The 13,134-nt window shown below is 64.5% G+C and carries 13 protein-coding genes; 6 read left to right on the forward strand and 7 right to left on the reverse strand.

What is annotated here, in order from left to right; genetic code table 11:
• Window positions 1-17 precede the first annotated feature (17 nt).
• A complete protein-coding gene (locus BI327_RS27835) occupies window positions 18-1,055 on the reverse strand; it encodes an ABC transporter substrate-binding protein (RefSeq protein ID WP_076864487.1) in 1,038 nt (345 codons plus the stop codon).
• Window positions 1,056-1,322: 267 nt separating this feature from the next.
• Here BI327_RS27835 and BI327_RS27840 point away from each other — a divergent pair, with 267 nt between their 5' ends.
• The 5 genes from BI327_RS27840 to BI327_RS27860 all read left to right on the forward strand — a co-directional run bounded on the left by BI327_RS27840 (window position 1,323) and on the right by BI327_RS27860 (window position 5,040).
• Window positions 1,323-2,243 (forward strand): LysR substrate-binding domain-containing protein, encoded by a 921-nt coding sequence (locus BI327_RS27840; protein ID WP_076864488.1) that lies wholly within the window; start codon window positions 1,323-1,325, stop codon window positions 2,241-2,243.
• Between the two features lie 71 nt (window positions 2,244-2,314).
• Window positions 2,315-2,767 (forward strand): MarR family winged helix-turn-helix transcriptional regulator, encoded by a 453-nt coding sequence (locus tag BI327_RS27845; protein WP_076864489.1) that lies wholly within the window; start codon window positions 2,315-2,317, stop codon window positions 2,765-2,767.
• 50 nt (window positions 2,768-2,817) lie between these two features.
• Window positions 2,818-3,393 (forward strand): isochorismatase family protein, encoded by a 576-nt coding sequence (locus tag BI327_RS27850; protein WP_076864490.1) that lies wholly within the window; start codon window positions 2,818-2,820, stop codon window positions 3,391-3,393.
• A complete protein-coding gene (locus BI327_RS27855) occupies window positions 3,380-3,709 on the forward strand; it encodes a hypothetical protein (protein ID WP_076864491.1) in 330 nt (109 codons plus the stop codon). Before BI327_RS27850 ends, BI327_RS27855 begins: the two co-directional genes overlap by 14 nt.
• Window positions 3,706-5,040 carry an MFS transporter gene (locus BI327_RS27860; RefSeq protein ID WP_245334955.1) on the forward strand — a complete coding sequence of 445 codons (1,335 nt, stop codon included), beginning with the start codon at window positions 3,706-3,708 and terminating at the stop codon, window positions 5,038-5,040. The genes BI327_RS27855 and BI327_RS27860 overlap by 4 nt, the downstream gene beginning before the upstream one ends.
• A 73-nt stretch (window positions 5,041-5,113) precedes the next feature.
• Here the strand turns inward: BI327_RS27860 and BI327_RS27865 are convergent, their stop codons facing one another.
• Genes BI327_RS27865 through BI327_RS27890 form a run of 6 tightly spaced genes read right to left on the reverse strand, consistent with a single transcriptional unit; the run spans window position 5,114 to window position 11,650 of the window.
• A complete protein-coding gene (locus BI327_RS27865) occupies window positions 5,114-6,331 on the reverse strand; it encodes an acyl-CoA dehydrogenase family protein (protein WP_076864492.1) in 1,218 nt (405 codons plus the stop codon).
• Window positions 6,332-6,391: 60 nt separating this feature from the next.
• A complete protein-coding gene (locus tag BI327_RS27870) occupies window positions 6,392-6,820 on the reverse strand; it encodes a phasin family protein (protein ID WP_076864493.1) in 429 nt (142 codons plus the stop codon).
• A 16-nt stretch (window positions 6,821-6,836) separates the two neighbouring features.
• Complete coding sequence (gene phaZ / locus BI327_RS27875; protein WP_245334956.1) at window positions 6,837-7,787, reverse strand: poly(3-hydroxyalkanoate) depolymerase; 951 nt, start codon at window positions 7,785-7,787, stop codon at window positions 6,837-6,839.
• Window positions 7,780-9,483: an alpha/beta fold hydrolase gene (locus BI327_RS27880; RefSeq protein WP_076864494.1), complete on the reverse strand. Its 1,704-nt coding sequence runs from the start codon at window positions 9,481-9,483 to the stop codon at window positions 7,780-7,782. The genes phaZ and BI327_RS27880 overlap by 8 nt, the downstream gene beginning before the upstream one ends.
• Entirely contained in the window at window positions 9,480-9,956 is a 477-nt protein-coding gene (locus tag BI327_RS27885; protein WP_076864823.1) for a MaoC family dehydratase, read from the reverse strand. The genes BI327_RS27880 and BI327_RS27885 overlap by 4 nt, the downstream gene beginning before the upstream one ends.
• Before the next feature lie 41 nt (window positions 9,957-9,997).
• Window positions 9,998-11,650: a fatty acid--CoA ligase gene (locus BI327_RS27890; protein ID WP_076864495.1), complete on the reverse strand. Its 1,653-nt coding sequence runs from the start codon at window positions 11,648-11,650 to the stop codon at window positions 9,998-10,000.
• A gap of 372 nt (window positions 11,651-12,022) precedes the next feature.
• Here BI327_RS27890 and BI327_RS27895 point away from each other — a divergent pair, with 372 nt between their 5' ends.
• Complete coding sequence (locus BI327_RS27895; RefSeq protein WP_076864496.1) at window positions 12,023-13,111, forward strand: AraC family transcriptional regulator; 1,089 nt, start codon at window positions 12,023-12,025, stop codon at window positions 13,109-13,111.
• Window positions 13,112-13,134 lie beyond the last annotated feature (23 nt).

The raw sequence follows: 13,134 nt of genomic DNA on the forward strand, positions 1-13,134 counted from the left end.
GCGCTGCGCGCGCCCGCTCAGCGCTCGACCTCGCGATTCCAGCGCTTGGTCCATTCCTCGCGCTTGTCGTTGATGACGGCCCAATCGGGGTTATAGAGCTTCGCCGCGCGCTCGCCGATCGGCGCCATCTTGCCGAGCCCCTCCGGGATCACCAGCGATTTCAGCACGGGGCCGTAGCCATATTCCTTCAGCAGCACGAGCTGGATTTTCGGATCAAGCAGCATCTTGACGAAGGCCGTGGCCAGCGGCGACGCGTTCGGCTTGGCAATCGGACAAGCCGTCGTAAGCAGCGTGGCGGCTCCTTCCTTCGGGTAGACGAAGTCGACCGGGAAGCCGGTGTTGGCAAAGCTCTGCACGCGGCCGGTGCCCCACACCGCCAACGCAGCTTGGCCCGACTGGAACAGCTCGGTCATCTTGCCCGGCGAGGGCTCGTAGGCGAGCACGTTCGGATTGACGTCGTTCTTGAAGATCTTGAAGCCGGCATCGACATTGGCTTCGTTGCCGCCGTTCATCCGCGCCAGCATCAACAGCGCTTCCAGGCCGTAGGTGTTGTTGATCGGTGGAATGACGAGCTGCTGCCGGTACTTCGGATCCTTCAGATCGTTCCAGGAGGTCGGCGGCGCCCAGCCCTTTTCGGCAAACACCTTGGTGTTGTACATCAGGCCGGTCGCGACGATGCCGATCGCCACCGCGCGATCGTCCTTGAAGCGGGCGGCGTCATAGAGATCAATCGAAGCCAGGCCGTCGAGCTTGCCGCAGAAGCCGAGCTGGATCGCCTGGTACATCGGACCGTCGTCGACGATCGCGACGTCGATCTGCTGATTGCCCTTCTGGGCTTGCAGCTTGGCGAGCGTATCCGTCGAGTTGCCGGCGACATATTGCACCTTCACGCCATTGGCTTGCTCGAACGCTGGGATCACATCGTCGCGCATCGTCTTCTCGTACGAACCGCCATATCCCGCGACGTAGAGTGTCGTCGGCTGGGCCGACGCTTGCGACGAGAGCGAAGCCAGCGCTGCGAGGCTGGCAGCGCACAGAAGGCGAAGATGCGTCATCGTCCAAGCTCCCTTTTTCATTACGTAGCGGCGGCCCGGCTCGGTCGATGGTCCGAGAGGCCGGCGTTGCGATTGGCCTTGCGCTCGTCCAGAGCCGTGGTCGACTCACGACGGTATTTAGAAACCTCAACGATCTTCCAACAATTCCAATCTGCTGAAAAAACAAGCGGTCCCCGAACTTGATGAAAAAGATCGCAGCCCTCGCTTTCGTCGTCCAATGAATAATGGCAGGGTCTGCATGCTGAAATGTTATGAAAGCAAACAAGGATGGCGCGGATCAATCCACGGCAGGTCGAGGCCTTCCGGGCGATGATGCTGACCGGCAGCGTGACCGAGGCCGCCAAGCTGATGGCCGTCACGCAACCGGCCGTCAGCCGATTGCTCCGTGATTTCCAGGCCCTCTTGAAAATGGAGTTGTTCGAGCGCCGCGGCAGCGGGCTGGTGCCGAGCGCGGCTGCAACGGCACTCTATATGGAGGTCGAACGCTCCTTCGTCGGCCTCGAGCGCATCACCGCCGCCGCCGAAGAGATCCGCAGCCGCCGCACCGGCACGCTCCGTATCGCCGCACTGCCGGCGCTGTCCAACGGCTTCCTGCCGCGGCTCACCGGACATTTCCTGAGAGAGCGGCCCAATTTCAACCTCGCCTTCTTCGGCGTCATCTCGCCTATCGTCATTGACTGGGTGCTGAACAACCAATGCGACATTGGCTTCGCCGAAGGACCGATCGCGCATTCCGGCTTGCCCTGCGCGCGCATGCCAGCGCTGCCGCGCGTCGCCGTTCTTCCCGCCGGCCACCCGCTCGCAAGCAAGGCCACGCTCGAACCGGCCGATTTCGAGGACGAAACGTTCATCTCGCTGTCGGCGGGCTCCACCGGCCGTCACCTTATCGACCAGGCCTTCAGCCGCAGCGATGTCCGCCGGATCCTGCGTGTCGAAACCATGCTGTCGGAGATCATGTGCGGACTGGTCTCCTCCGGTCTCGGCGTCGCGATCTGCGATCCGTTCACGGCGCGGGAATTCGAAAGCCGCGGCGTCGTCACGCGCCGCTTCCTGCCGCGGATCGACTTCGAATTCGCCGCCGTATTCCCACCGCAGCGGCGCCCCTCGCCGGTCGCGCTGGAACTGGTGGAAACGCTGCGGCAGGCGCTCGTTGCACTGGATAGCGAAACCGCAACCAGCGTCGGCTGATCACGCAGTTATGAAGCCTAACTGCTAAGGCTATCTTTACAGTTTACCTTCATATCTGCTAACGGTTTCGCATGAGCAATCCATCGATCCGTACCGGCTCGGCGCGCACCTCCGCGCTCGCCGAAGACCTTCGCCTGCTGATTGGAAAGCTGAAGCGACGGCTGCGTGAACAGGGTCAACGCGACGACCTGCCACCCTCCCAGGTCGCGGTGCTGTTGCGCCTTGAAAAGGACGGTCCGGCGACCGTGTCCAGCCTGGCGCGATCGGAAGGCATGCGTCCGCAGTCGATGAGTTCGGCGATCGCAGCACTCGAGGCCGCGGGCCTGGTCCGCGGCGCGCCCGATCCGGACGACGGCCGGCAGACCATCATGTCGCTTACCGAGAGCTGCCGCGAGCGGCTGCGTACCGGCCGCGCCGCGCGGCAGGACTGGCTGGCGCGCACCATCGCCGCGCGGCTGTCGGCGCGCGAGCAGGACGAGCTCGCCGCCGCCGTCGGCTTGCTGAAACGGCTGGTCGAGGATTGATGCCCGCGCCCCGCCGGTCGCGAGAAACATCCGGTTGCAAGGAAACGATCATGGCCCTGACGACGCTCGATCCGCTCACCGCCCTCATTGTCGTCGATCTGCAATCAGGCCTCGCCGGCGCGCCCTTCATCCATCCCTTCGCTGACGTCGTGACGCGAGCCCGCGCCCTGATCACCGCGTTCCGGCAACGCCGCCTGCCGGTCGTGCTGGTCAATGTCGACGGCACGGCGCCTGGACGCACCGAGCGGCCGCGCCCCGGTGGTGCATTTCCCGACGGCTGGACCGACCTGCTTCCGGAGCTCGACCGGCAGGCGAGCGACGTTGTCGTCACCAAGCGGACCTGGGGCGCGTTCGCCAGCACCGATCTCGAGAACCAGCTCCGAGCCCACAGCGTTACCCATGTCGTGATTGCCGGCGTTGCGACCGGCACCGGCGTCGAATCGACGGCACGGCAGGCCTATGAGGCCGGCTTCAACGTCACGCTCGCGATCGACGCCATGACCGATGCGCGGCCGCACGCCCATGACTACAGCATCGAGCACGTATTCCCGCGGCTCGGCGAGACCGGCTCGACGCAGGCGATCATCGATCTGCTTGAAAGGACCAACACGCATGAACTGGCTTGACCTCGTCGCCTATTTCTTCGGCGGCGCCTTCCTCACCAACGCGATTCCCCATGTCGTCGCCGGCATGATGGGCGAACCGTTCCAGAGCCCGTTCGCAAAGCCGCCCGGCGAAGGCCTGTCGTCGTCGACCGTGAACATCGTGTGGGGCTTCTTCAATCTCGCCCTCGGATATCTCTTGGTTTGCCGCGTCGGCGACTTCGGTCTGAGAACGACCAGCGACGTCGCCGCGCTCGGCCTCGGCGGCCTCCTGATCGGCCTGTTCCTGGCGCGGCGGTTCGGACGGTTTCACGGCGGGAATGAACCCGAGAGAACATGAGACGGATATTTCGATCGCTCGCGAGCTTCAACTACCGGGTCTGGGCGGCCGGCGCGCTGGTATCCAACATCGGCACCTGGATGCAGCGCGCCGCCCAGGACTGGCTCGTTCTCACCCAGCTGACAAATCACAGTGCTTCCGCCGTCGGCATCGTGATGGCGCTGCAATTCGGGCCACAACTCCTGTTGATGCCGTGGACCGGCTTTGCCGCCGATCATTTCAACCAGCGCAAGCTGCTGATGGCGACCCAGGCGACGATGGGCGGGCTCGCGCTGCTGCTCGGCATCCTCACCGTCACCGGCCTGGTGCAGCTCTGGCACGTCTACACGTTCGCGTTCCTGTTCGGCTGCGCCGCGGCCCTCGATGCGCCCGTGCGCCAGACCTTCGTCGCCGAGCTGGTCAGCGATACCAATCTGTCGAACGCGATCGCGCTGAACTCGACCTCGTTCAACGCCGCGCGCATGATCGGCCCTGCCGTCGCCGGCCTCATCATCGCCTCGGTCGGCACCCGCTGGGCCTTCCTGTTCAACGGCACGTCGTTCCTCGCGGTGCTGACCTCGCTGACCCTGCTGCGCACCTCCGAGCTGCGCCCGAATGCGCGGGCCCATCCCACCAAGGGCAGCGTCATGCAGGGCTTCCATTACGTGTGGTCGCGCCCCGACCTCAGGGCGACGCTGATCATGCTGTTCCTGATCGGGACCTTCGGGTTGAACTTCCCGATCTTCATCTCGACCATGGCGGTCGGCGTGTTCCACACCGATGCGCGCGGCTTCGGCCTGCTGTCGTCGATGATGGCACTCGGAACGATGTCGGGCGCGCTGCTGGCCGCGAGCCGCGAGCAGCCGCGGTTCTCTTCGCTGATGCTGGGCTCCGCGATCTTTGGCCTCGGCTGCACGCTGGCCGCGCTGGCGCCGAACTACTGGCTGTTCGCCGCGGCGCTCATCGTGATCGGCGTCGCCGCGCTGACCGTCACCAACACCTCGAATGCGCTGATGCAGCTGTCGACCGAGCCCGCGATGCGCGGCCGCGTGATGGCGCTGCGGCTCGGCGTGGCGCTGGGCGGCACGCCGATCGGCGCACCGATCGTCGGCTGGGTCGCCGACCACCTCGGCCCGCGCTGGGCACTCGGGGTCGGCGCCGCTGCCGGCTTTGCCGCCGCGATCGTGGCGCTCGGCATGCTGTCGCGACTGGACGGCGAGGCCGAACATCGCAGCCAGGAGGCGCGACGGAGCGAGGTGAGCCTGCCGCCGGCCGAGCGAGCTGGGGACCGTATGACCCGTAGCGTGTCTCCGTCCACGTCATTGCGAGCGAAGCGAAGCAATCCATTGTAACCACCATGCGGAGAGATGGATTGCTTCGTCGCTATCGCTCCTCGCAATGACGGGGTTGGATATGCTCACAACGTCAGACGAAGGCGCTCAATCCCGTGATCGACTTGCCGACGATCAGCGTGTTCATCTCCCTGGTGCCCTCATAGGAATAGATCGCCTCGGCATCCGCGACGAAGCGGCCGATATGGTTCTCGAGCAGGATGCCGTTGCCGCCGAGCAGCTCGCGCGCATAGCCGACCGTCTCGCGGCATTTGACGGTGCAGAACGCCTTCGCCAGCGAGGCGTGCTCGTCCAGCATCACGCCCTCATCCTGCATTTGCCCGAGCCGCAGCATCATCGCCTGCGTGGCGGTGACATTGCCGAGCATCCTGACCAGGAGATCCTGCACCAGCTGGAAGCCGCCGATCGGCTTGCCGAACTGCTGCCGCTCGGTCGCATAGCGCAGCGCATGCTCATAGGCGCCCATCGCGCAGCCGACGGCGAACCAGGCTACGCCGGTGCGGGTCATGCGCAGCACCTTGGCGGTGTCCTTGAAGGAGTTTGCGTTCTGCAGCCGGTCGGCCTCGGGCACACGGCAATCCTTCAAGGTGATCAGGCCGTTCTGCACCACGCGCAGCGCCATCTTGGTCTTGATCTTCTCGACCGAGAAGCCGGGATTGTCCTTTCCCACGACAAAGCCCTTGACCTGGTTGGAGCCCTCCTCGCGCGCCCAGATCACGTTGACGTCGGCGAAGGTGGCGTTGCCGATCCACTTCTTCTGGCCGTTGAGGAGCCAGACATCGCCCTCGCGCCGGCAGGTGGTCAGCATTCCGCCTGACGTCGCGGAGCCGACCAGCGGCTCGGTGAGCCCAAACGAGCCGATCTTCTCGAAGCGCATCATCGCAGGCAGCCAGCGCTGCTTCTGCGCCTCGTCGCCGCACAGATAGATCGAGCCCGCCGAAAGCCCGGTGTGCACGCCCCAGAAGGTCGCCACCGAGGAATCGACCCGCGCCAACTCCATCGCGACAAAGCCGTTCAGCAGCCAGCTGCCGCCGGCCGCGCCATAGCCCTGGTAACCGACGCCGCCGATGCCGATCTCGGCCATCTTCGGGATGATCGCGAACGGAAATTCGTCGCGACCCCAAAACTCCTCGATAACCGGCGCCACCACGCCTTCGGTGAACGCACGCACGCGCTGCACCAGCGCCCGCTCCTTCTCGTTCAGGACGCCGGCGATCCCGTAGAAGTCGCCGTTGATCGGCGGCGGCGCATAGTCCGGCTTGGCCGCCCGTGTTGCCTGCGCGTTAGCCATGGTGTCCTCCCTGATGCGTGGCGAGGCTTGCTTGGTCGGTCGTGATCCCGGCAGACGATCTCAGGCCGATTTGTTCGGACGGACGCTGGCGCGGAACTCCTCGAAACTTTCCTTCATGCGATCCTGGATGATCTTGACCGCATCTGTTGTCGACTGCCGCGCGGTCGACGCGCTGTCCTGGGCGCCCTTCACCGCGATGTCGAACATCTTGCGCGCGAACTCGGTCTGCAAAGCGAGGTTTTCGTGAATCTTGCCGAGCGGCTTGTACTCGCGCGCCAGCGTCGAGGCCTCGCGCAACCCCGCCTCCAGAACCTCGCGCTGCTTCTGCGCCACCGATTGCGCGCCTTCGGCCGCGACCCTCGCGCTCTTGCCTAGCGCCTCAAGGTTCTTCTTCTGGGCCTGAAGCAGTTCGTCCACGTTCAGCTTCGGCAAGCCGAGATCACTACCGAACTTCCTGAGCATATCGATGTATGAGCTGTTATCCGTCATGATATCCTCCCTGTGGTTATGGCTTCTGGTGCCCGCCTCCGGATGTTGGAACGAGATCCCTGAGGTAGCTGGTGGTGCGCGACAGCAGCGATGCCGGCGCGGCCTCGCGGCTTTCGTCGGCGAGAAACGCCTCGATCAGGCCCGCGGTTTCCGCCGGCCGCGTCACCATGAACAGGTGTCCGTCGTCGATCAAATGCAACGTGGCGTTCGGGATCAGGCTCGCCATGATCTGACCGTTGACCGGAGGGACCAGCGGATCATCCCTCCCCATCAAGACCAGCGTCGGCTGCGGCAGCGACCACAGCCATGGCAGGCTGGTCCAGCCGGTCATCGCAAGCAGCTGATAGAAGTAACCCATGCTGCGGGCGCCGTGCATCGCGGCCGCATGGCGGCCGATCAATGACGGATCGTCGCGAAACGCCCCGCCATAGATGTCGGCGGCGATGCTTTTCATATAACCCTTGTCGGTGTAGCGGCGCGGCGTCGCCATCTTCCACAGCACCGAAGGGCTTGCCGGCACCATGGTGAAACCGGGCGCGGTCGCGGCGAGCACCAACCGGCGGCAGCGTTTTGGAAACTGATGCGCGAATTGCTGCGCGATGCCGCCGCCCCAGGACACGCCGGCGACGTCGACTTCGCCGTAACCCAACTCCGCGACCAGTTCGGCCGCAAGCCGCGCCAGCGTCGACGGGCGATAGGGCCACGCCGGCTTCGGCGATCCGCCGACGCCGGGCACGTCGAAGATGATGGCGGTCGTATCGGTGAGCGCTTCAAGGAACGGCCTTGCCAGCTCCCAATTGGCGCCGATCCCGTTGAACAGCAGCAGCGGCGGCCCGCTGCCGTCGCCGTGCCTGATCGCGACCTGAAGCAGCTGACCGTCGATCGTGACCTGCCGCGTCTCGATGGTGCCGCGCTGCGCGACAGTTGCCGGCTTCGCTGGATCGGCGCTGGTGGTATCTTCAATCAAAGACGTAGGTCCCCGGTGCCTTGGCAAGGATCGGATAGCGGGCGCTGCCGGGCGAGGAAGGCGCGCTGATTTCCTCGCCCGAACGTGGCTGCAGCCAGTCGCGCCAGTCGAGCCACCAGCTGCCCTTGCGTTTCTCGGCCGAGGCCATGAACGCATCGGGCTTGTCCGCGGTCACCGGCCCGATCATGAAGGACGCCTTCGGATTGCTCGGCGGATTGAGCAGGGACTGCAAATGCCCGCTGTTCGACAGCACGAAGGTGGTGCCCTCGCCCATGATCTGGGCGGTCTTGTAGACCCCCTTCCACGGCGTGATGTGGTCGGTCACTCCGGCGACCACGTAGCTGTCGGCCTTGACCTTGCTCATGTCGATGGTCTTGTCGTTGAGCTTGAGCTTGCCGGCGTTGACGAACGGGTTGGAGAAATAGAGATCGAGATAGTCGCCATGCAGCGCTGCCGGCAGGCGGGTCGTATCGGCGTTCCAGTACAGGATGTCGAAAGCCGGCGGCTGGTTGCCGAGCAGGTAGTTGTTGACCCAGTAATTCCAGATCAGGTCGTTGGGCCGCATCCAGGCGAACATCCGCGCCAGATCATGGCCATCGACGATGCCGCGCAGCTGTGACGACGCCTTGGCCGCACGCATGGTCTCGGGCGTCATCAGGCAGCCGAACGCGCTCTCCTCGGCTGAATTGGGATCGAGCAGGCAGACCGCCAGCACCAGGTTCTTGATCTTCTGCTCGGCGGCAGAGCCGAGCGTCGCGAAATAGGCCGTCGAGGTGATGCCGCCGGAGCAGGATCCCATCATCGAGATGTCTTCGCTGCCGGAAATCTCGCGCGCCGCGTCGACTGCCTCGTCGAGCGCGGCGACATAGGTGTCGAGCCCCCAATCGCGGTGCGCCGCCGTCGGGTTGCGCCAGCTCACGGCGAAGACCTGGATGCCGCTTTCGAGCAGGAAGCGCACCATGCTCTTGTCCGGCGACAGATCCAGCGCATAGTACTTGTTGATCTGCGGCGGCGTGATCACGAGCGGCCGCTTCCGCACCGTCGGCGTCGTCGGCGTGTACTGGATCAATTCGAGCAGCTCGTTGCGGAAGATGACCGCGCCGGGGGTAGTCGCGAGGTTCTCGCCGACCTTGAAGGCGCTCATGTCGACCATCGACGGCATGCCGCGATTCTGCGTCAGATCGCCGATATAGTTCTTCAGGCCGCTCCACAGGCTCTGTCCGCCGGTATCGATGAACTTGCGGACCGCCGCCGGGTTGGTGATCATCGTATTGGTCGGCGCCACCGCATCGATCAGGATTTCGGTGATCAGGTGCGCGCGCTGCTTGTCGATGTCGCTGAGGCTGGTCTTGTCGACCAGGCCGTTGACCGCCTCGCCCCAGGCCAGATAGGCCTTGAGCAGGCCGCTATGCAGCGAGCTCTCCTTCCAGGTCGGATCGGCAAATCGCTTGTCGCCCGCCTTCGGCGCACGCTCCGACTTGCCGGCAGCGATGGAGCCGAGCTCGCTGACGAACGACAGCCACTGTTCGGTTGCGACCTTCGGTTCGTTGATGACGGCCTTGAACAGGATGCCGGCGCCCTCGACCAGATCCTGGCCCTGGATGCCGACCAGTGGATTGAGCGCCAGCGTGTTGCGCGATGCGGCCTCGGACATGTCAGAGGCCGGCGCATCCGGACTGCGATTTTCCGTACTCATTGCCTTGCTCCCGCTGCGGGAATCAGAAGCGCCAGGGTCTCGGCGATCAGAGCGGGCTTCTCCGATCCTTCGACCTCGAGCGTATTCAGGGTTTTCATGACCACCTGTCCGCCGTCCCGCGGCTCGATGCCGGACAGCACGACACGCAGCCGCACCCGGGCGCCTGACGGCACCGGCGCCAGGAAGCGCACCTTGTCGACGCCGTAGTTCAGCCCGGCGGCGGCATCGCGCGGAATGATGCCGACCTCCATGGCGAGCGGCGCCACCATCGCGAGCGTCAGATAGCCATGCGCGATCGGACCGCGGAACGGGCTCTCGCGTTTAGCGCGTTCAACGTCGACATGAATCCATTGGTGATCGCCGGTACAGGCCGCGAAGGTGTCGATGCGCTGCTGATCGATCGTGACCCAGCCGGAAAGTCCGAGCTCCTTTCCGACGTGGTCGCCCAGCCCGGCAAGTGTGAGGTTGCTCATGATGTGGTCCTCCTCGATCCGTTCCTGGCCATACTCAACGATCACATGTCGCCGTACAGCTCGCGCAGCTCCTTCTTGTTGATCTTGCCGACGCTGGTCTTGGGGATGCTATCGACGAACAGGATCGTGCCGGGGATGCCGTATTTCGAGATGACGCCCTTGTCGGCGAACACCTTGAGATGGTCCTTGATCACGGCGTCGCTGACGCCGTCGGCACCGGAGGGCCTCTTGACCACGAGCGCGAGCGGCCGCTCGCCCCATTTCTCGTCCTTGACGCCGATCACCGCGGCCTCGGCCACCCCTGCACATTGCGAGATCAGATCCTCGATCTGCAGCGACGAGACCCACTCGCCGCCGGTCTTGATCACGTCCTTGATCCGGTCGGTGATGTGGACGTGGCCGCCCGGACTGATCACCGCGATATCGCTGGTGTGCAGATAGCCGCCGGCCCAGAGCTGCTCCGAGCCGTCGGGATTGTTGTAGTAGCCCTGGGTGAGCCAGGGCGCGCGAATCACGATCTCGCCCGCGGACTTGCCGTCATGCGGCACGTCCTTCATGTCGGGATCGACGATGCGCAGGTCGACCAGCGGGCCGGCGATGCCGGCCCTGGTGCGGAATTCAACCTCGCCGTCGGGATCGCCGCTGAGATCCCTGGAGCTGACATGGGACACCGCAGCCAGCGGCCCGGTCTCGGACATGCCGTAGCCTGCAAAGATGTCGATGCCGGCTGCGAGCGCCTGCTTGGCCAGCGCCTTCGGCAGGGCCGAGCCGCCGATCACCATCTTGAGGCCATTGAGATCGACATTCGCCGCGGCCGCAGCGTTGAGCAGCATCTGCAGGATGGTGGGCACGCCGTGGGTGAAGGTGACGCCTTCGTTCTTGATCAGCTTGACCAGCATTCCCGGCTCGTAGCGGCCGGGATAGACCTGCTTGACGCCCGCCATCGTTGCCGACCACGGGAAGCCCCAGGCGTGAACGTGGAACATCGGCGTGATCGGCATGTAGACGTCGTCGCGCGAGAAGCGGCCTTGCGAACCCGCCATGCCGAACAGCGCGAGCCCGGCGAGCGAGTGCAGCACGAGCTGCCGGTGGCTGTAATAGACCCCCTTCGGCAATCCGGTCGTGCCGGTCGTGTAGAAGGTGGTGGCCTGGGTGTTCTCGTCGAAATCGGGAAAGTCGTAATCGGGCGACGCCGCCGCCAGCAGATTCTCATATTCGCCGATGAAGGACAGGCTGCCGGTCTGCGGTGCCGGCCGGTCCGACATCACGATCATCCGCTTCACATTCGGAAGCTGTCCCTTGATGCCTTCCAGCAATCCGACGAACTCGTCGTTGACGAGCAGCGTCGACGCGCCGGCGTGGTTGATCGTGTAGGCGATCTGCTCCGGCGACAGGCGCACATTCACCGTCTGCAGCACCGCCGCCATCATCGGGATCGCGAAGAACGCTTCCAGAAAGCGGTGGCTGTCCCATTCGAGCACGCCGACGGTGTCGCCGGGCTCGACGCCGGCCTTGCTCAGCGCCGAGGCGAGGCGGCCGATCCGCTCCCTGGTCTGCCGGTAGGTGAAGCGCTTGAGATCGCGATAAACGATCTCCTGGTCCGGCGCCTGCACGCGCGGCGTGTGCCAGAGCTGCTTGAAGATGAGCGGATATTGATATGCGGATTGGGCAGTCTGAATCAGCCTTCCAACCATGAAAGCCTCCCTCGACCTGGCATGTCCTCCGACGCTGCAACGTCCGCATTCTTGAGCGAGCGGATCGCGCGGTGTGCCGTCTTGCGTCACAACGGTCCGACCGTGTGACATTATGCCTAAGCGTCGCGTGGCGCCCGAGTTTTGTGAAGGTCCGAAACGGACATCGACCGGGTCAGAACCGGACAGACGGCTCTCATCGACGGCAGCGGCGCGCAGCGAAAGGATATCCCTCTTGCCGTCTTCAGCGTTGCTTCGCCGCCTTCATTTGCTGCTGCGCACCATGGATGACCCACTGACAAACCCATTGATTGGACTTGGGTTGTGGCGCGAACCGGCTATGTTCCAGGAAGCTGGTGACTGCTTCCGGACCGAATGAAAGGCTGGTTCACTTTGCAACCAACCACGCGACTGAAGAAGCCTGCGGGCTCCCGCACCGACATCCTGACCGTCGGCACCAGCGACAAGGTCTATGAGACGACCAAGCTCGGCGCCGTCTTCGACATGCTGGCCGGCGCCGGCGTCGCGGCCGACGCCATCCTGCGCGACACCAACATTCCGCTGGCCGACATCCATTCACCGCAGGCGCGGATTTCGCTGACGCAGCTGCTGACGGTCTGTCAAAACGCGGTGCGGCTGTCGACCGACCGTCACCTGCCCTACCGGATCGGCGCATCGATCCACGTCTCGACATACGGAATGTACGGCTATGCGCTGCTGTGCTGCCCGGACTTTCGCAAGGCGATGGAATTTGCGATGCGCTACCACGCGCTCGCGGCGCCGCTGGCGGCGATCGAGTTCAGCGAGGACAAGGGCCATGCGCGATGGACCATCGAGCCCAATCTGCACGCGCTCGCCGGCTCCGCGCTCTATCGATTCGTCGCCGAGATGCAGATCGGCATCCACATCTCGCTGATGCGCGACGTCATGGGGCCGAATTTCACCCCGTTCGAGATCACGCTCGCTTATCCGCAAGCCTCCGACTTCGAACTTCCGCTCGATCCTGTCGGATGCCCGGTGCGCTACGGCCAGCGGGCCAACCAGATCGTGTTCAAGGCACAATGGCTCGACCGCAGCGCGGATCTCGGCAACAAGACGACCTATCCGACCATCGTGGCGCGCTGCGACGATCTGCTCGGGGACCTGAAATTGCGCACCGGCGTTGCCGGAAAAATCCGCGGCATCCTGCTGCGCGACATCGCAAATCCTCCGACATTCGAGGCCATCGCGAAGCTGCTCGGCGTCAACGACCGGTCGTTGCGGCGCCAGCTTCGCCAGCAGGGCTTTTCCTTTCGCGGTCTGCATGACGAGCTACGGACCCAGATTGCGCTGAAATATCTCCGCAACACGACGCTCGCCAATGACGACATCGCGTTGGCGCTCGGCTTCAGCGACGCGGCGAACTTCAGGCGCGCGTTCCACCGCTGGACGAACAAGGCGCCGAGCGACATCCGCGGCGAATGATTGCACGCCGCGTGCACCCGCCG

It is taken from the genome of Bradyrhizobium mercantei (assembly GCF_001982635.1).
Classification (GTDB): domain Bacteria; phylum Pseudomonadota; class Alphaproteobacteria; order Rhizobiales; family Xanthobacteraceae; genus Bradyrhizobium; species Bradyrhizobium mercantei.